The following is a 19,174-nucleotide window of genomic DNA, read 5'->3' on the forward strand; positions in this document are numbered from 1 at the left end:
AGTGGCAAAATAAAATTTTGAACTAAAACTTGATATTATACACAATTCATTGCGAACCCTTTTTTCGGCTCAGTTCGTTTGCTCCCTGAGCTTGTAAAAGGTGTTATCTGAGCTTATCGACGGCTGGTAGAAACAAGGATCACGAAGTCTATTTTTATTCCGGAAGAAATTGAAAAAGGCTTGAAAATGATTTTTCTAGCCTTTTTATGGTAATTGTTGGTTTACGTTTCTATTTTATTTTCCACAAGAACTGTTCGTAGCCAGCAGCTTTCATGTCTTCCTTAGCAATAAATTTCATGGCAGCTGAATTCATACAATACCTTAAACCCGTAGGTTCGGGACCATCGTTGAATACATGCCCAAGGTGGGAATCACCAAATTTACTTCTTACTTCTACCCTTACCATTCCATGGCCTCGATCAGTAGGTTTTTCCAAATACCTTGCATCTATAGGTTTGGAAAAACTTGGCCAGCCTGAGCCTGATTCATATTTATCACTTGAACTAAATAATGGAGCGCCAGAGACAATGCATACATATATACCTGACTCTTTATTACCATTATAAGTATTGTCAAATGAACGTTCTGTAGCATCTTCCATGGTTACCTGATATTGAAGAGGGGTTAATTTTTCTTTCAGGTCTTTTTTTGACGGCTTTGGATATTTACCTTCTTTTGGGATTTCCCAATGTTCACTGATAAAACGGTCTCTGCCAGACCCTACCCTGTATGATTTGTAGGCTGCAGGTTCTTTTTTATAATAATCCTGATGATAATCTTCAGCCGGATAAAAATTAGTGAACTTGACAATAGGAGTAGCCACAGGTTTATCAAAAATTCCAGAATCGTCAATTCCCTCTTTAAGTGATTGGGCTACTTTCTTTTGCTTATTATCGTGGTAAAAAATCGCAGATTGATATTGGCTTCCTCGGTCATAAAAACTACCACCATCATCTGTTGGGTCATATTGTTGCCAGAAGATATCAATAACTTCGCTGTAACTGATAACGTCCGGATCAAAGGTTACCTGAACGGCCTCTTTGTGGCTGGTTTTGCCAGAAGAAACCTGCTGGTAAGAAGGGTTTTTCTCTTTGCCTCCTGCATAGCCAGAAACTACGGAAACGATGCCATCAATACCTTCAAATGGAGATTCAATACACCAAAAACAGCCACCGGCAAAAGTAGCTTTTTCAGTGTTTCCAGGATAAGACACTAAATTAGCTGTTTTATTATTTTCAGCGGATTTCTCCGATCCATTGCACGAGGTAACGGCGATTAAAAGTAGCGAAAAAGCCGCTACCATTGATTTTATGGGATAATTCATAAATAAATAATTTTTAAATCCAGACTAAAAACGGGATAAACGCAAGAATTGTTCAATAAAGATTTGCTAAGCCATAAGAATGGGAAGTTTATTTTAATAATTCCTCACTGTTAATCAACCTAGGCATTCACTCCATAACATACGTTAATCAACGGCATTAAGGTTTAAAACATCAAGTAAAACCGCTAATTAATCGATTTTAGTAGAGATAAGCGGCCTATTGAAAAAGGGAAACTTTTTTGAAGTTTTCCTGCTACGATTTGTTCAATTCAAACAAAGGTAATGGCATCGTTTTTGAACAATTTGATACAGTTAACTACGCTGGACCATTAGAATGTTTGATGCTAGCGTGTAAATCATTAATGAAATTAAACCAATAGCAATTATGAAATTGAATGCAATTTATTTCGGTACTGGAGCAGCGTTATTCTTAATGTTCTCTTCATGTAGTGAAAACAAATCTGCTGAGGATCATTTGGATAACACAAAGAAAGAGGTGGAAGCAGGTAGCGCTGAAGCCAAAGGAGAATTTGAGGAGACTATCAATTCTTTTGAGAATGAAATTGTCAAAGAGAAAACTGAATTAAAGGAAGAGCTGGAAAAGTTGAAGGAAGAGATAAAGGAAGATAAGATCGAACCAGCTAATTCCACGATTAATGAGTTTCTAGCAATAGCGGATAAAAATATCAGAAATCTTGAAGTTAAAGCCAGGGAGTTTGAAAAAGCTTCAGATAAACGCAAGGTTCAAATCAAATCGGAATTCAAAATGCTAGAAAAAGAAGCTGAAAAAACGATTGAAAAGTTAAAGAATGAACTTGATGAAATATAGGTTTTTGTTGCTTTAAAAAATACATATTGGGCTATTCTCCTATCATTAAGGAGAGTAGTCTTTTATTTTGACCCGAAACCTAACTTCGATAATTAGATAGTTAATTTGTATCTTTTTAAATCATATTTAGTGGAATTATGTCTCAATATGTTGTTGAAATGATCAGCACCCATTCTTAATTTTTTGTTAGATGTATTAATGAAACAGAGGTTTCACTTTTATTTCATCCTTTAAGTCCATCAACGAATGAATAGTAGTTGTTTTTTTGAAGAATAAGAATGGTATAATTAGCAATGAGTGATGGGTCAACTTTTAAATTTTATCAAAAAAATTGGATTATCTTTAAATTCGGAGAATGTGATAAGGATAAATAACCTTTTTTAGGAAAAAATTCATTCAATTTTAAGATTGGGCATTACATTTTCCTTATAAAATTGGTCGAAATTAGTAGGTAAAATCCTTTTCGAAGATAAATTAGCATTATGAACGCAAAGACTATTTCTAAACTCAAAATTTTATTGGTTTGTACACTTCTTATTAATTTTATTTCCTGTGGTGGAGAAAAGGATTACCCTGTCTCCGAAAGCATTACTTATGAACAGATTTATGTTCCTGTAATACAGGGGAGTACGACTACTATAGCTAGGTTACAATTGGAATCAAAAAAGGAGGATGTACTTAACAGCCTTGAAGTAGCAATAAACGCAGATAGCGATATAACCGATTTGTCAATAGCTATCGTCCATGAAGATGGGGAAGAAGAAACACTTCAAGGTGAATTTATCAAAGGAGAAAATAGGTGGAAGTTGCTAGAAGAGAAAAGCTTGCTGCGTGGAAACATTGAACTAACTATAAAAGTGACTATCCCTGATAATACACCTCTAAACAGTCGTTTTTCGCTTAATGTACCAATGATTGAGGTTTCTGGGAGTAAAGTAATACCTGGAGGACAGCAAAATTCTTTGGCCTACAGGATTGGTAAAGCACTCCGCGATGAAGGAGACGACGGGGTAGCAGCATTCCGAATTCCTGGTCTCGCCACGAGCAATTCCGGGACAGTGTTGGCGGTGTATGATGTTAGGTATGATGACTCGTCTGATTTACAAGGTGACATAGATGTAGGATTGAGTAGGAGTGTAGATGGAGGCAATACTTGGGAGCCGATGCAAATTATTATGGATATGAATGAATGGGGAGGGTTACCTCAAGACCAAAATGGAATAGGGGATCCTTCCATTTTAGTAGATGAAGCTAGTGGGGACATTTATGTTGTGGCCCTTTGGCTGCATGGTAAACCCGGGACGGCAGCATGGAGAAGTTCAGAACCTGGTCTGAAGCCTGAAGAAACAGGGCAATTGATGATTGTAAAATCTGAGGATGATGGGTTGACTTGGACCGAGCCTATAAATATAACACAACCGATGAAGGATGCTTCCTGGCAATTGTTTTTTAATGGGCCTGGAAAGGGTATCAGTATGAAAGATGGTACCCTTGTCTTTGCTGCACAATATAAAGACCATGAACAAATTCCACACAGTACCATTATCTATAGTCAGGATCAAGGAGAAACCTGGCAGGTAGGCGCTGGAGCAAGATCAAAAACTACCGAAGCTCAGGTCGTAGAATTGTTGAATGGTGAGCTAATGTTAAATATGAGAGACGACAGGGGTGGTTCAAGAGCAGTATTAACAACGCCAGATATGGGTAAAACCTGGCAAGAGCACCCCTCTAACAGAAGCGCTTTAATTGAGCCAATTTGTATGGCAAGTCTTATCAGGTACAACCAAGATTGGTTACTTTTTTCTAATCCAGCGGCCACTGAAGGGAGGTATAATATTACCGTGAAAGCTAGCAAAGATGAGGGGCTAACCTGGCCCGAAGCCCATCAAGTTTTATTGGATGATCAAAAAGGTTGGGGTTATAGTTGTATGACCATGATAGATGAGGAAAATCTAGGAATAATATACGAGAGTAGTCAAGCACATATGACATTTCAGATTTTACCCATATCTGAAATTGTTTCACAAGAATAGCAATCAGAAGCAATCTTAGTCATAACATATTAAAATTAAATAGATTGTAATTTTTGAAAATTTTATTAATTCAAAAAAATCGAAAACAGAATTTTTTGAGAATTAATTGTTTTAATTATAGAAAAAGATTCCATTATGTATCTTTTTTTTTATAAATAGTTATATTTGATAGTCATGCCTTCTTTATATGTAGGGTAATGTTTTAAACTCAATACGTGTTATTTAGAAAATTGTGCTGAACGCAGATTTTGATTTTGATGTGTTTTTTAATTTATCACCCGAATTACTTTGCTTGGTGGGGTTTGATGGATGTTTTGAAAAAGTTAATCCTGCATTTCAAAAAGTGCTCGGCTACACAGAGCAGGAATTGGTGAAAAGACCGCTTAATGATTTTATCCATATTAATGACAAAGCGTCTACTCACCAAATCAGAGAAAATTTAAAAAAAGGCACTTCGTTAAACAATTTTGAAAATCGGTACTTGTCCAAATCTGGAGAAGTATTATGGCTAGCATGGACTTCAAAGCTTGTACCTGAAAAAAAGTTGATTTATGGGATAGCGAGGCTTTTAAGTCCTAAAAAAGAGATGGAGGCCAAGAGGAATGAATTGATTAAAGAACTTTCTAGTACCAATGATAAGCTTAAAAGATTGGCCATCACTATTTCTCATGATCTAAGGTCCCCAGTAAATAATTTAATGGCGCTTATTGAATTGCTGGACCTTGAGAAAATTAAAGACCAAGAAAACCTTGAAATAGTGGACCTGCTCCAAAAATCTACCAAGGGACTAAAAACGCATCTCGACGATTTCCTTACTTCTCTTAAAAAAGAAGAATTGCTGGTTATTAAAGTGGAACCACTTTCTTTTCAAGAAATATTGAATCAATCAACGAGTGCCATCAAATCATTAATCAAAAACTCCAACGCAAAAATTATCGCGGATTTTTCAGAAGCCCCCACAGTAGATTTTAATAAATCTTATTTAGAAAGTCTCTTTTTGAATTTAATTTCCAATTCCATCAAGTATACCAGGCCTGAGATAAATCCTATAATTAAAATACGATCTTACACTAAGGCCGGTATAACCAGACTATCCGTGAAAGACAATGGCATAGGATTCGATATGGAGAAAGTGGAAAAGAAGATTTTCGGATTCGATCAAAAGTTTCATGACAATGAAGAAAGCCAAGGCATAGGTTTGTATTTGGTGCATAATAATGTCACGGCACTTGGTGGTAGAATTGAGGTCAAGAGCAAACTTGATAAAGGAACTGAGTTTGTTATTTATTTCAAAAATAATAGTTAAAAAGCTAGCGAGAAATAAATTACCCCTTTAGTCCAGATGATGTAATGAGCTTAAAGCCTGTCCCAATTTGACGGGAAGTGTAGTCAGTGCAATAAAAATAGGCTGTTTCGAGATTTTAGCCTAGTATCGTTATGGTGAAATTGAAAATAGCAACAAAGTGGCTGGTTTTGACCGCTATACCGGATCAGTACCTAATAGATTGCCTATTGCCTATTTCAGTGTGAAATTTTAGTGCAAATTATTTTTTTAGATTTATTTGGCTCAAAATGATTTATTTTATCTTTAGATCCGTTACCTAGATATATTGTAATGCCAATTGGTACAGAATCACCAAGAATGTCCAATTGGTCTGTATATTTTTGAAGCAACCGAAAATAGCAACGAAGCAGCTAATTTAAAACTGGAATTTTGTAATGGTGTTTTCTGATTCTTCACAGGAAGCGTTTCCATCACGGAATAAAACGGACATGGGACATTTCGGGGTCAAGTGGAAATTTTGTCATTAAATGATTTATGAAAGCAGTTAACCAGATTGTTATTGTAGGTAATGGTATATCAGGAGTTACTTGTGCTCGGCACATTAGAAAGGTAGACCCACATGTGAAAATCATAATTGTTTCAGGAGAAACGGATTATTTTTTCTCTCGTACAGCCTTGATGTATATCTACATGGGGCATATGAAGTATGAACATACCAAACCATATGCTGATGATTTTTGGAGTAAAAACCGAATTGAACTAAAATCTGGTTGGGTGACACAAGTGAACTTTGACCATAAGTCTTTAACTTTTGAAAATGGGGAAGAGCTTTCTTATGATAGATTAGTCCTAGCTACTGGCTCCAAACCTAATAAATTTGGATGGCCGGGACAGGATCTCTTAGGCGTTCAGGGATTGTATAGCATGCAAGATTTAAACAGCATGGAAAAACGTACAAGTGCCATTACCCGAGCGGTAATTGTTGGGGGTGGTTTGATAGGTGTTGAAATGGCTGAAATGTTTGCAACCCGAAAAATCCCAGTTACTTTTTTGGTGAGAGAGAAAAGTTTCTGGAGCAATGTACTGCCTCCTGAAGAAGCTCAATTGGTTGCCAGGCATATTAGAGAACACCATATAGATCTTAGGTTATCGACCGAATTGTCCGAGATTTTAGACGATGGTAATGGTGAGGTAAAGGAGATCAAAACATCGACTGGAGAAATTATTCGGTGTGAGTTTGTTGGTTTAACCGCTGGAGTCAGTCCAAACATTGATTTTTTGAAAAATTCAGGCTTAGAAACCAATAGAGGTATCGTTGTCAATAAAAAGTTTCAAACCAATATTTCTGAAGTTTACGCCATAGGAGATTGTGTGGAATTTAAAGAAGCCCCTGGTCCTGATAGAAAAAACATTGAGCAAGTCTGGTATACGGGCAGAATGCATGGGGAAACACTGGCCTATAATCTTACACATGACATCCAAGTAGATTATAAACCCGGGATTTGGTTTAATTCTGCTAAGTTTTTTGATATTGAGTACCAGACCTATGGATTTTTACCAACTTCTTGGGGAGAGGATAAGTGGTCTTTTTATTGGGAGGAGAAACAAGGGAAAATAGCCATAAGATTACTATTTGACGCAGAAGACCGTATTCTAGCTATTAATGTATTTGGTTGGCGGATGAGACACGAATTTTTTGATACTGCAATTAAGGAAGGTTGGAGCTCCGACAGGGTTATGAAAAATCTAGGAGAGGCCAGCTTTAATCCGGAGTTTTATAAAGACTACCACATGGAAGTTGTCAATAAATACAATCAAGAGAAGGGCAGAAATGTGCAACTTTCTAAAAGATCTATATTTCATAAATTATTTGGATACAACTCATGAAAATGTTACAAAAAATTGGGGTGTTGCTTACCATATTAGGGTTGGTGATTTTCACGGTAATACCTTTTCTGGGTAATTACCAACTAGATGAAGCAACTACTATTGCCAGCACTAAAGACATTCACAGTGAGGCCATGGTAGAAGTACTCAAACCCATGTTTGGGAAAATTTATACTTCCAATATAGCTTTTATTGCTTCCTTTAAGGAGTACTTTAGCACCTATAATGAGGCGTTAAAGAGTAATCAAGAATGGGACAAGGTTATCTGGGATGATTATGCTTTTTCAATCACCAAGGCTTCATCAATGGGCCCAGTAAATGAGCAACCCCTAATTTTCTTATCGATATCCATTGGGCTTACCATTTTGGGAGGTCTTTTATACATTTTACCATTGTATCGCGGTGTTCCGGAAGGCATTAAGAACGATGGTATATTTTTTTCGTCCATGATGGCAAGAGGATGGTTAGGCATGATTACAGGTGCTTACCTTATTCTTTTTTACATCATATTGTACTGGTTTCCAGAATACCTTACCAATTTGGTTTTAATGGTAGACCCTATAAGCGTATTTCTTTCTGGAGGGCCAGCCAGCCAATGGTTTTTATATGGTTTTATTTATTCTTTTGCTATTGTGGTAATGGGACTTAGGATGTTCAGGAAATACAAAGGGAATAATTACCAATTGATTCGAACAACTTCCGTGATGTTTTTCCAATTGTCATTTGCCTTTATCCTACCTGAAATATTAGTTTTATTTAATAAGCCTTGGCATGATTTTAAAAATATATGGCCGCTAGATTATTCCTTTTTCTATGAATATAGGCTGGATGGAATGATCAATTCAGGTGCTCTGGGAATGTTTATGCTTATTTTTGGCATTCTTTTAATAGTGATAGGAGTACCATTGTTTACCTATTTCTATGGCAAGAGATGGTATTGTAGCTGGGTATGTGGTTGTGGCGGTCTGGCAGAAACTTTAGGAGACCCTTATCGTCAATTGTCCGACAAATCTTTAAAATCCTGGCAAATAGAAAGATACCTAGTTCATGGTGTACTTGTTTTTGCTGTCGTTATGACTGGACTCACCATTACCAATTATTTCATGGGCTTTGAGCTATTAGGCCAAGCAACTGATCAATTGCATTCCATTTACGGATTTGCTATAGGTTCCATTTTTGCAGGCGTAGTAGGTACTGGGTTTTATCCATTTATGGGGAACCGAGTATGGTGTAGATTTGGTTGTCCATTGGCGGCTTACCTTGGATTGGTCCAAAGGTTTAAATCAAGGTTTAGGATTACCACCAATGGAGGTCAGTGTATTTCCTGTGGCAATTGCTCCACTTATTGTGAAATGGGAATTGACGTAAGGTGGTATGCCCAAAGAGGCCAAAATATAGTACGATCTTCTTGTGTAGGTTGCGGAGTCTGTTCTGCAGTTTGCCCTCGGGGAGTACTGAAATTGGAGAATGGCGATGAGGAAGGCCGAATCAATGATATGCCGATTATTATAGGCAATGACTCAGTTAAAGCAAAACTATAGAAATGTTGATTAATGTGTTTTTGGTGATATATGGCTTAGCCATGTGTTTCATTTTATTTTACAGCTTTGCGCAAGCAAATTTATTATGGCATTTTTTTAGGTTTAAAGACAATAGAATGCCATTGGTTACGATTGAAAACAAAGCGCTCCCCTTTGTTACCATTCAGCTGCCTGTTTTCAATGAAAAATATGTTATAGAAAGGCTTGTTCATGCCATTGCAAAAATGCAATATCCCAGAAATAAGCTTGAAATTCAGCTGTTGGATGATAGCACTGATGAAACTTCAGCTATCATTAAAAAATGTTTGAAAATGTATCCCAATGTTGACTTTAAGTACATCCATAGGGAAAATAGAGCTGGATTTAAAGCCGGAGCGTTGAAAGAAGGGTTAGAAGTGGCGAAAGGAGAGCTTATAGCCATTTTTGATGCTGATTTTGTTCCAGACCCTCAATTTTTATTAAAAACAGTTGGCCATTTTGAAAATAAAAAAGTAGGGATGGTCCAATCCAGGTGGGGACATCTCAATGAAGGATATTCGCTTTTTACCCGTCTTCAGGCTTTTGCTTTAGATGCCCATTTTATGGTGGAACAGATGGGAAGAAATGCACAAAAGGCCTTTATTAATTTTAATGGAACGGGAGGTATCTGGAGAAAGACCTGCATTCTAGATGCGGGTAACTGGCATGCAGATACGCTAACAGAGGACCTTGATCTTAGCTACAGGGCACAGCAAAGGGGCTGGGAATTTGTATACAGACCTGATGTGGTTTCTCCAGCTGAGTTGCCACCAGTGATGTCTGCTATAAAATCCCAACAATTTCGCTGGACAAAGGGTGGCGCCGAATGTGCGAAGAAACATTTAGGCCATGTTTTGACAGGGGCTTTTCCAATGAAAGTGAAATTACATGCGGCGGCACATTTATTGAATTCAACGATTTTTATAGCCATACTATTGGTTAGTTTGTCGAGTATTCCAGTTTGGTGGGGTTTTTACAAAGGCTTAATTCCTTTGGAATACTTTAAGCTTGCCGCTTTCTTCCTTTTTGGTTTTGTGATCATTGCCTCGGTATACTTTTTTGCAAATCTGAATCTAAAGAAATTCACTTTTAAAAGTTTTTTTAGATTTCTTTGGGAGCTTCCTGTTTTTCTAGCGGTATCTATGGGACTTTCCGTTCACAATGCGCAAGCGGTATGGGAAGGCTTGACAGGGAAAAAGTCACCTTTTATTCGGACTCCCAAATACAACTTAACTTGTGCTGGGAAGAATTGGGTAGGCAATACCTACAATCAATTAAAAATACCTCCTACAGCTTACCTGGAAGCTATCCTAGCAATGGTGTTTAGTGCGATGGTCATTTTCTCACTTTTCACTGCTACCTATGAAATGCTAGTGTTTCACAGTATGCTAGCAGTAGGTTTTACATTGGTAAGTATCACCTCCTTTAGGAGTTATTTGGCTAGCGGTAGATAATTAATAAATAACCAGTTTGTTAAAAAAGTCTTATAATAGATTTTTAGATTCAATTTATGTTGATAGATGTAATCATTCCAGCTTTTAATGAAGCCAATGCCATTGGTAAAGTAATTGCTGATATTCCTGATTTTGTGAGAAACATCATCGTGGTGAACAATAATTCCAAAGATGATACCAAAAAAGTTGGTTTGAAGGCTGGAGCTATAGTCTTGGATGAACCCCAAAAAGGGTATGGCAAAGCCTGCCTTAAAGGTTTGTCTTATTTGGAACAGATGGATATGCCACCTGAGTTGGTCGTGTTTCTGGATGCCGATTACAGTGATTATCCTGAGGAAATGGAAAAACTCATTCAACCTATTCTCCATGAGGACATGGATATGGTCATTGGGTCAAGGGCTAAAGGTAGTAGAGAAAATGGCTCAATGACGGTGCCCCAGGTATTTGGTAACTGGTTGGCAACAAAATTAATGAGTAGGTTATTTGAGGCAGAATTCTCCGATTTGGGGCCATTTCGTGCCATTCGTTGGGACAAATTGCAAGCACTGAACATGCAGGATGTTGATTATGGATGGACGATAGAGATGCAGATCAAAGCGGTGAAAAGTGGATTGTCCTACACCGAAGTGCCAGTTAATTATAGAAAAAGAATAGGCGTGTCCAAGGTTAGTGGTACGGTGAAGGGCGTGTTTGGTGCTGGGTATAAAATACTTTACACCATATGGAAGTATAGATAAAATCTGTGCAACCCTTTCTAAAATACAAGTGTCAATTTCGTTTATTTTCTTTAAATTAAACATTAAAATAAAGGTTATGAGAAGTTTAATAGGTTTACTAATAGTATTGCTAGGGTTTTCTTGTAATAAGCCCCAAAGGGAAAATGTTGATTTTAAAGAATGGGGCGATTATTGGTTTCAAGGAAAAGCAGAAATCAACAGCTATGACCTTAGCCAGTACCGGTATGGAGAAGAAAGAGAGGGGGAAGCGGTGCTTATTTTCGTTACAGAAGATTTTTCCAGAAAAAAGCACGTAAAGCTAGATGATCCGGATGCAGCGGGAAGAGATAAAATTTCTGTTCTTAAAATGAATCAAACTAGGGAATTTGTCACAGGTATTTATCCCTACCACATGATGTTGTCAGCCTTTACACCAACCAAAGAAGCCTCTCAAGGCCTCAAATTTACCTCATCTTCTCAAGAATGGTGTGGACAATCCTTTACCCAACTCAATTTGAAAAGTGGGGATAGCTATAGTGGGGAATTGTTTTCCTATTTTGAAGAAGAAGGTGAAATGTCATTTTCTATGAATGGTATTGCTGAAGATGATTTGTGGAACCTAATTAGGATAAACCCTAATCAAGTACCAATTGGGAGCGTTATGATGTGGCCATCATTGATTCACCAACGTTTTACTCACCAAGAATTTATTGCAGAAGAAGTTTTTATTAGAGCAGTTGATATTAGTGAAAACAGAAGTCAAATTGAAGTAACCTATAGCTCTGGTAACCGTATTTTACGAATTAATTATGAAAAAGAGTTTCCCTACCAAATACTGGGTTGGGAAGAAGAACATACCAATAAAAATGGTGAAAAGGAGTTGACCAAAGCTGTGCGAAAAGGTACTAAAGTCATTGATTACTGGGATAGAAAAGCAGTAGAAGATGAGTTCCTTCGAGATGAATTGAAACTTAACAATTAAGTACAGATTTTTGAAAACTTATTTAACGCTTTCATTATATTCCATGGCAATCGTTGGGATGGGGTATTTTTTACCCCGTTCTGCATTTATTCCGCAATTGACTTTGTATTCGATAAGTTTTTGTGCTTATCTGTTTTTGGTTTATACCTTTAAAAATCAAAAATATTCCTTAAATTTTATTCTAATAAGTGCTTTAGTATTGCGGTTGCTCTTGATGGGAGCATGGCCAGTACTTTCTGATGATTTTTACAGGTACTTTTTTGACGGTCAATTGATTGGCCTTGGTATTAATCCCTACGCAGCTTTACCAGGAGATTTACTCGCAAATGGAACCATTCCGAGAAGTGTTTATTGGGAAACATTGTTAGATAAAATGAATTCACCCAATTATTTTTCAGTATATCCTCCTTTACATCAGTTGTTTTTCTGGATCTCTACTTGGATAGGAGAGGATATTTTCCATAACATTGTTTCTTTAAGAAGTATTGTTTTGGTTTTTGAAATGATCAACCTATGGCTGATAAAAGAGCTATTAATCAATTTAAAAATTCCCACATACAGATTGGCCTGGTATGCATTTAACCCACTCATTATTTTGGAGCTGACAGGTAACCTACATTTTGAAGGCATGGTTTTGACCGGTTTGCTCCTTGCACTTTACTTTTATAGTCGAAAAAACGTGAAATTCACTGCTTTGGGTTGGAGCTTGGCAGTAGGTATTAAATTAAGTCCTCTTCTCACTGCGCCAATCTGGATAAAGTCCTGGAAAAAATCTGATTTCATTAAATTCACATTGATTACGAGTTTAGCCCTTCTGGTTTTGTTTGCTCCCCTATTACTGGGAGGGCAGTTAGCCAATTTCTATACTAGTTTTCGTCTTTATCAAAGTAGTTTCGAATTTAATGCCTCCATATATTATGGGTTAAGATGGTTTTCAGGTTTTTTTATAGATTATAATCCCATAGGTTTACTTGGCCCAAGTCTTAACTTTTTTGCAGCAGCATTATTGCTAGGGATAGGGTTCTTTAAAAAGACCTTGACTACTTCCGATTTAGCAAGCAATATAGTATGGATGTATTTGGTTTTTTTACTGCTACAGACTACTGTTCACCCTTGGTATTTGATTCCCGCATTAGGGATAAGTTTATTTACTGCTAACTACCTGTTTATTGTTTGGAGTGGCTCGGTATTTTTGTCCTACCATGCTTATTCTCAGCAGGTATTCAAGGAGGATTTTCGAATGATCGCTTTGGAGTATTTATTGTTGCTAATTGCTTTGGTACTAATTGGCTATCGGTATCACAAAAATAAAAAGTCGCAAATTCCTCATTAATCTTTAATTAAAAGAATACAACGAAGGGAATCGTTGTTCCGTGGAAAGTAGCTGCTCTTTGTTTTTAGCATTGTTCCCTGTTATAGGATGAATCTCCCTTTATGAATTTTGCGGTTTATACTAAAAGAAACTTTGACCAGTGATTTAATTTAATTATGCCTCGATATGGTCTTTCAATCCAGGCTCATCTTCTATCCGTTTTAGGAGCTCCACCACATTGTTTACTTTAAGTTTTTTCATAATATTAAAGCGGTGTGTTTCTATGGTTCGAATACTTTTACCTAATTTTTCAGCTATTTCTTTATTACCTATTCCACTCGCAATCATTTTAAGGATTTGTTTTTCTCTTTTGGTAACATCATAATGATTGGGAGTTGAGGTTTTTTTGATGCTTTTCCTGTCTTTTCCACTTAAATAATTATTCACCAATACCTGGCTAATGTCACCACTAAAATATTTCCCTCCCTGATGTATGGTTTTAATTGCTTTTAAAAACTCCTCCTTACTGGTGTCCTTTAATAGGTATCCGGAAGCGCCACATTCTATAGATTGTAAAATATAATCTTCGTCATCGTGCATCGATAAAATGAGGATTTTTATTGTCGTACCGATATTTTTCAATTCTTTAGTGGCATCCAATCCGTTCATTTCTGGCATACGAATGTCTATAATTAGCATGTCAGGCTTTAGTTTTTCAACGATCTCCAAAGCCTCTATTCCATTCGAGGCTTCACCCACAACTATTATATCACCCTCATTCTCCAAGAGGTTTTTAATACCGCTTCGAACAACTACATGGTCATCTGCTAATACAACTTTAATTTTTTCCATTATTTACAATATAATTCATTTAATCCAAGGGTACACTAATGCTTATTGTGGTGCCTTTGCCTTTCTCAGAGTGAATCTGACAATTCCCATTTATCAAGTTTGCTCTCTCACGAATATTGAAAATGCCGTGTCCTGACGTAGAAAAATGACCTTTTTCTTCAAGCTTTTGAATGTCGAACCCTTTGCCATTGTCTGTAATTTCTAGGTTCAGAAATTGTGAATTATGAGAAATGGTTATTTTTACTTCTCTTGCTTCCGAGTATTTGATGGCATTGTTTACTGCCTCCTGGCAAATACGGTAAATATTGTTTTCCGTTTTCCCTTCTAATCTGGTAAGAAAGCCGGTTTTATTTTCGAAAGTCACTTCAAGGGTGGAGATTTTAGTGATTTCTCTGGCAAACTTATTGAGAACGGGCACAATCCCATAATCGGAGAGAACACTTGGGGTTAAGTTAAAGGAAATCCGCCTTACCTCTTGAATGACATTTTTTAGTAAATCCTTAACAGTTAACAGTTTTTCCTTTTCAAATTCTAAACCAACATGGTGAATTGCTTCGAGGTTGAATTTCATTGCCGATAGCATTTGACCAACGCCATCGTGCATGTCTCTGGATATTCTTTTTCGCTCCTCTTCCTGCCCTTCTAATATCAGAGCGGAACGAAATTGCTGCTCTTTAACCTTTTTTTCTATTTTTTCCTTATTGATTTCATGGGAAATGATCTCCGCTTCTTTTTTCTCGGTTTTGTCGGTTGTAATCATTAGGACACTGTCTGGTTGACCCTGTTCATTCTGAGTTGGGATTAGATTCACCTTTAACCATACAAAATCCCCCCCCTCATTGACCACTTTGATTTCTCCATTCCAAGGATTGCCATTGAGGATCATTTCTTTTATATTTTGCAGATAGGCTGCATCATAACCGTGGTATTGAATCCATTCAAAAAAGTTTTTTGGCCTGTCATCTTCAAATTCCATGAGCGAGATGAATTTCGGTGAAAAATTTATAAAGTCACCGTTTAATTCACATTTTCCATAGACTGTAAAATCATCTACTGCTACATCTACCTCTAAAAGATCTTGATAGGCCTGCTCGAGAGAACTGTACAAGGAGCCTAATTCTAGGGTCATTTTTTTGGACTTCTTTTGAGACCGTTCTTGAATCTCAAACGTTTTTTTGATGGTTTTAGCGGATGGAATAAAAACAAAAAATATTTCAAATAAAATGACTCCTAACGAAAGGGCTAAAAAAAATGCCTCTATGTTCTTCAGGTTCATTACCCTGGTTTTTGCTTCATTATCAAACTGATAAACGATCTGGTCCATTTTCTTTAGAAAACTGGCTTCTTGTGAGATGACGACTTCAGCCCCTTTTAAAACCTGGTTTTTAGGAATGTTAATGTCGTTTTTTAACAATCGGATAATTTCCTCGCTTGCTTTTACTATGATTTCATAATCTTGTTGGATTAAACTAAAAAGTTCCGTAATCTTTTTACTGTTTTGGTTTTTTTCTCCTAATGAATTGTCCCCCCATTGTAATAAATGATGAACTTCTTTCCATTCCTCTAAGGCTTCCTCAAGTTCCGTTAATGTTGACCTATCGTTTGATATGTAGGAGGTGTCAGCCAATAATAGAACACACTTGCTTATCTTTTGGCTAAGCATTCGTTGCCGGCCAGAAAGGTTAATGACACGGGAATCATTCTCCTGTTCACTAATGAATTTTTGAATCAGGATTTGACTTAGTATAATACTTAGTGCTATAGCACATAATGCTACAAGGTAATACTTACCTAGTTTATTAAATTTAGGTTTTTTTGACAATAATTGACTTTCCATCAGTGGTTTTGGCTGGTCAAAAATACGTAAAACCACTTAAAATTCCCATCTGTTAATGAATAAATAAAAACAGGTAAGTAGAATCCAATACATAAATCCTACATACCTGTTCCTTTCCTTTATGCATTGTGCTTTATTCTTCAAAACCTATGTAAACATACCCATTTTCAACCTTTATGGGGTAAGTGGCGATGTCACAACTGTCGCCATTTAGGTTTTTTCCAGATCGCAATGAAAATGTTTTTTTATGAAAGGGACAAGCAACTTTAGGTTCATCTCCATCAGACCCAATCATACCTCGTGAAAGTGCCATTTGCATTTTATGAGGACATAAGTTTTGACATGCATACCATTCTTTTCTTCTCGTAAAATTGTAAATGGCAATTTGGAGATCTTTGTATTTAACACAAGCTCCCCCATTCTCAGGCAGGGCCGATACAGGGGCTGCCTTAAACCATGTGGTTATTTTTGAATGGTCTGTTGTTTTATACATTTCCTGTAGTGGTGTCATATTAGTAATTTTAGTGTTGAAAGAAATTTTTTCTACTGAATTTAAAAAACACTACCAGGTAGCAGGGATTTTTTGATCACGCATTTGCTTGAATTTCACTTGGGGATCTCCATTATCATCATTTACGAAATGCTTGAATTTAGCCCTTAATACAGGATTGTTCACTACTTCTTTCCACTCACAGGAATAGGTTTGGATCGTAAATTCCATTTCTTTCTCCAGTTCTTCTCCTATATGGAGACAATCATTGACCACTACATCTCGAAGGTAGTCTATGCCACCTTCCAGTTTATTGAGCCAGGTTGACGTTCTTGTTAAGGGATCTGCTGTTCGGATGTAAAACATAAGGTAACGGTCTATGTATTTCAAGCAGGTAGCATTATCTACATCATTGATGAGTAATTTGGCATGTTGAGGTTTTGAGCCTCCATTGCCTCCTACATAAAGGTTCCAGCCTTTTTCAGTGGCGATTAAGCCGAAGTCTTTGCTTTGTGCTTCAGCACATTCACGGATACATCCGGATACGGCTCCTTTTAATTTGTGGGGAGAACGTAAACCTCGGTACCTTTCTTCTACCTGAATGGCAAAGGAAACGGCATCCTGCACGCCGTAACGACACCATGTTGACCCAACGCAGCTTTTAACAGTTCTAAGGGATTTACCGTAGGCATGGCCACTTTCAAATCCCTCGAGGATCAATTCTTCCCAAATATCAGGAAGCTGGTCTACTCTTGCGCCAAACATATCTATTCTTTGCCCCCCTGTGATCTTTGTATATAGACCGTATTTTTCTGCTACCTGAGCGATAACAATTAATTTTGAAGGGCTAATTTCTCCTCCTGGTATTCGTGGAACAACAGAATAGGTACCCCCTTTTTGTATGTTGGCCAAATATCGGTCATTGGAATCTTGAATGGTGTCTTGATTGGTAATGAGCTCGTTCCAAGTACTGGAAAGAATGGAGGCCACAGCAGGCTTACAAACCTCACATCCATCTCCATTGCCATATTGGTTTAGCAATTCATCGTAAGTTTTGATGGATTTTATTTTTACAAGATCCAGAAGTTCTTGTCTGGAATAATGAAAATGTTCGCAAAGGTTATTTTTGACCTGCTTGCCCATGGCTTTGAGTTGGCTTTTCAACAAGTCGCTGACCATAGGAATACAGCCCCCACATCCCGTTCCTGCTTTGGTAAAGGTTTTTATTTCATCCAATTTGGTTGCTCCATCCACTTCAATAATTTTACAAATTGCTCCTTTGGTTACATTTTCGCAGGAACAGATTTGTGCCTCTGATGGAAGGTCTGCAACTCCTGCGCCGGAAGACTCTTTGCCACCTCTAGCGCCAAGGATCAGGTCTTCAGGATTAGGCGGTAAGGGCATTTTGTTTTGCGTCATCTGTAAAAGCATGCCGTAAGCGGAAGCTTCCCCTACCAATATCCCACCCAATAGCCGTTTGCCGTCCATTGATATATTTATTCTTTTGTATTGGCCTGAATTTTTGTTCTGGTACACTATGGGTATTGATGGTTCCAGTGTTCCGAAGGAATCTCCAAAGCTGGCAACATTTACCCCTATAAGTTTTAATTTCGTTGACATGTCATAACCTAGGAATGGCCTGACTTCTTTTCCTGTAAGTTGGTTTACCACCTGGGTAGCCATCTCATAACCTGGTGCAACAAGCCCGTATACCATGCTTTGGTAGGACGCTACTTCACCAATGGCATAAATATCTTTGTCTTCTACCGTCTGGAGGAATTCATTCACTACCACTCCTCCTCGTGGAGCAGAAGATAGGCCGCATTTTTTTGCGAGCTCGTCACGGGGCTTTATTCCGGCAGAAATAACCAACATGTCTACAGCTAAATTGGATCCATCTTTAAAGTCTAAGCCACTTAGCTTTCCATTTCCTTTGATTTTTTGGGTGTTCTTGTTGAGGTGAATGAATAGCCCCAAATCTTCCAACTTTGATTTAAGAATTGAAGAACCTTCTTCATCTAACTGTCTAGGCATCAATCTTGACGCAAATTCAACAACATGGGTTTTAAGCCCCAAGTCACGAACAGCTTTCGCCGCCTCAAGCCCAAGAAGGCCACCTCCAATTACTGCCGCTGATTTGATATTTTTACCAAAGTTTATAATGGCATCCAGGTCTTCCAATGTTCTATATACAAAAACCCCTTTCTTTTCAACCCCTTCTATAGGGGGAACGAATGCAGCCGAACCAGTAGCCAGAACCAACTTGTCGTAGGGCATCACTGTTCCAGTATGACTGGTTACCGTTTTTTGTTCTCTGTTGATTGTTACAATGAGTTCATTTCTTCGCAGATCAATTTTATTGTCTTCATACCAAGAAAGTGGCGCCAAGATCAGGTCATCCGCGGTAGATCCGGTAAAATACTCACTTAAATGAACCCTATCGTAAGCAGGCCAGGGTTCTTCCCCAAAAACAGTGATTTCAAAGTCACTTACAGGAGAGGCTTCTCGGAGTTTTTCGCAAAACTTGTAGCCTACCATTCCGTTTCCGATTACTACTATCTTTGTCATACTTATTAAATTATGGTTGCTTGAATGTCCTACTAAGTAGCCTGAT

General features: G+C 37.5%; 14 protein-coding genes. 9 read left to right on the forward strand and 5 right to left on the reverse strand.

Going from position 1 to position 19,174, the window contains the following annotated elements:
• Nucleotides 1-229: 229 nt before the first annotated feature.
• Nucleotides 230-1,324, reverse strand: a complete 1,095-nt coding sequence (gene msrA, locus AAC073_RS20415; RefSeq protein WP_339925665.1) for a peptide-methionine (S)-S-oxide reductase MsrA — start codon at nt 1,322-1,324, stop codon at nt 230-232.
• Nucleotides 1,325-1,709: 385 nt separating this feature from the next.
• Between msrA and AAC073_RS20420 the strand changes: the two genes are divergently transcribed.
• From AAC073_RS20420 to mptB, 9 genes are all read left to right on the forward strand, one after another.
• Complete coding sequence (locus tag AAC073_RS20420; RefSeq protein WP_339925666.1) at nt 1,710-2,153, forward strand: hypothetical protein; 444 nt, start codon at nt 1,710-1,712, stop codon at nt 2,151-2,153.
• A 482-nt stretch (nt 2,154-2,635) separates the two neighbouring features.
• Entirely contained in the window at nt 2,636-4,186 is a 1,551-nt protein-coding gene (locus AAC073_RS20425) for a sialidase family protein (RefSeq protein ID WP_339925667.1), read from the forward strand.
• 232 nt (nt 4,187-4,418) lie between these two features.
• Nucleotides 4,419-5,492 carry a PAS domain-containing sensor histidine kinase gene (locus tag AAC073_RS20430; RefSeq protein ID WP_339925668.1) on the forward strand — a complete coding sequence of 358 codons (1,074 nt, stop codon included), beginning with the start codon at nt 4,419-4,421 and terminating at the stop codon, nt 5,490-5,492.
• Nucleotides 5,493-6,005: 513 nt separating this feature from the next.
• Nucleotides 6,006-7,358 (forward strand): FAD/NAD(P)-binding oxidoreductase, encoded by a 1,353-nt coding sequence (locus AAC073_RS20435; RefSeq protein WP_339925669.1) that lies wholly within the window; start codon nt 6,006-6,008, stop codon nt 7,356-7,358.
• Nucleotides 7,355-8,899, forward strand: coding sequence for a 4Fe-4S binding protein (locus AAC073_RS20440; RefSeq protein ID WP_339925670.1), 1,545 nt, complete (start codon nt 7,355-7,357; stop codon nt 8,897-8,899). Before AAC073_RS20435 ends, AAC073_RS20440 begins: the two co-directional genes overlap by 4 nt.
• A gap of 2 nt (nt 8,900-8,901) precedes the next feature.
• Complete coding sequence (locus tag AAC073_RS20445) at nt 8,902-10,371, forward strand: cellulose synthase family protein (protein WP_339925671.1); 1,470 nt, start codon at nt 8,902-8,904, stop codon at nt 10,369-10,371.
• A gap of 56 nt (nt 10,372-10,427) precedes the next feature.
• Nucleotides 10,428-11,108, forward strand: a complete 681-nt coding sequence (locus AAC073_RS20450; RefSeq protein ID WP_339925672.1) for a glycosyltransferase family 2 protein — start codon at nt 10,428-10,430, stop codon at nt 11,106-11,108.
• 76 nt (nt 11,109-11,184) lie between these two features.
• Nucleotides 11,185-12,069 (forward strand): hypothetical protein, encoded by an 885-nt coding sequence (locus AAC073_RS20455; RefSeq protein WP_339925673.1) that lies wholly within the window; start codon nt 11,185-11,187, stop codon nt 12,067-12,069.
• A 10-nt stretch (nt 12,070-12,079) separates the two neighbouring features.
• Nucleotides 12,080-13,402, forward strand: coding sequence for a polyprenol phosphomannose-dependent alpha 1,6 mannosyltransferase MptB (mptB, locus tag AAC073_RS20460; RefSeq protein WP_339925674.1), 1,323 nt, complete (start codon nt 12,080-12,082; stop codon nt 13,400-13,402).
• 153 nt (nt 13,403-13,555) lie between these two features.
• On the opposite strand, the gene AAC073_RS20465 is transcribed toward mptB, so the two are convergent.
• From AAC073_RS20465 to nirB, 4 genes are all read right to left on the reverse strand, one after another.
• Nucleotides 13,556-14,233 carry a response regulator transcription factor gene (locus AAC073_RS20465; RefSeq protein WP_339925675.1) on the reverse strand — a complete coding sequence of 226 codons (678 nt, stop codon included), beginning with the start codon at nt 14,231-14,233 and terminating at the stop codon, nt 13,556-13,558.
• Between the two features lie 19 nt (nt 14,234-14,252).
• The gene (locus AAC073_RS20470) at nt 14,253-16,070 is read right to left on the reverse strand and encodes an ATP-binding protein (RefSeq protein ID WP_339925676.1); all 1,818 of its coding nucleotides are present in this window, start codon (nt 16,068-16,070) and stop codon (nt 14,253-14,255) included.
• 133 nt (nt 16,071-16,203) lie between these two features.
• A complete protein-coding gene (gene nirD / locus AAC073_RS20475) occupies nt 16,204-16,581 on the reverse strand; it encodes a nitrite reductase small subunit NirD (RefSeq protein ID WP_339925677.1) in 378 nt (125 codons plus the stop codon).
• A gap of 51 nt (nt 16,582-16,632) precedes the next feature.
• A complete protein-coding gene (gene nirB, locus AAC073_RS20480) occupies nt 16,633-19,128 on the reverse strand; it encodes a nitrite reductase large subunit NirB (protein ID WP_339925678.1) in 2,496 nt (831 codons plus the stop codon).
• Nucleotides 19,129-19,174: the final 46 nt, after the last annotated feature.

The organism is uncultured Cyclobacterium sp., assembly GCF_963977555.1.
In the GTDB taxonomy this organism is placed as follows: Bacteria; Bacteroidota; Bacteroidia; order Cytophagales; family Cyclobacteriaceae; genus Cyclobacterium.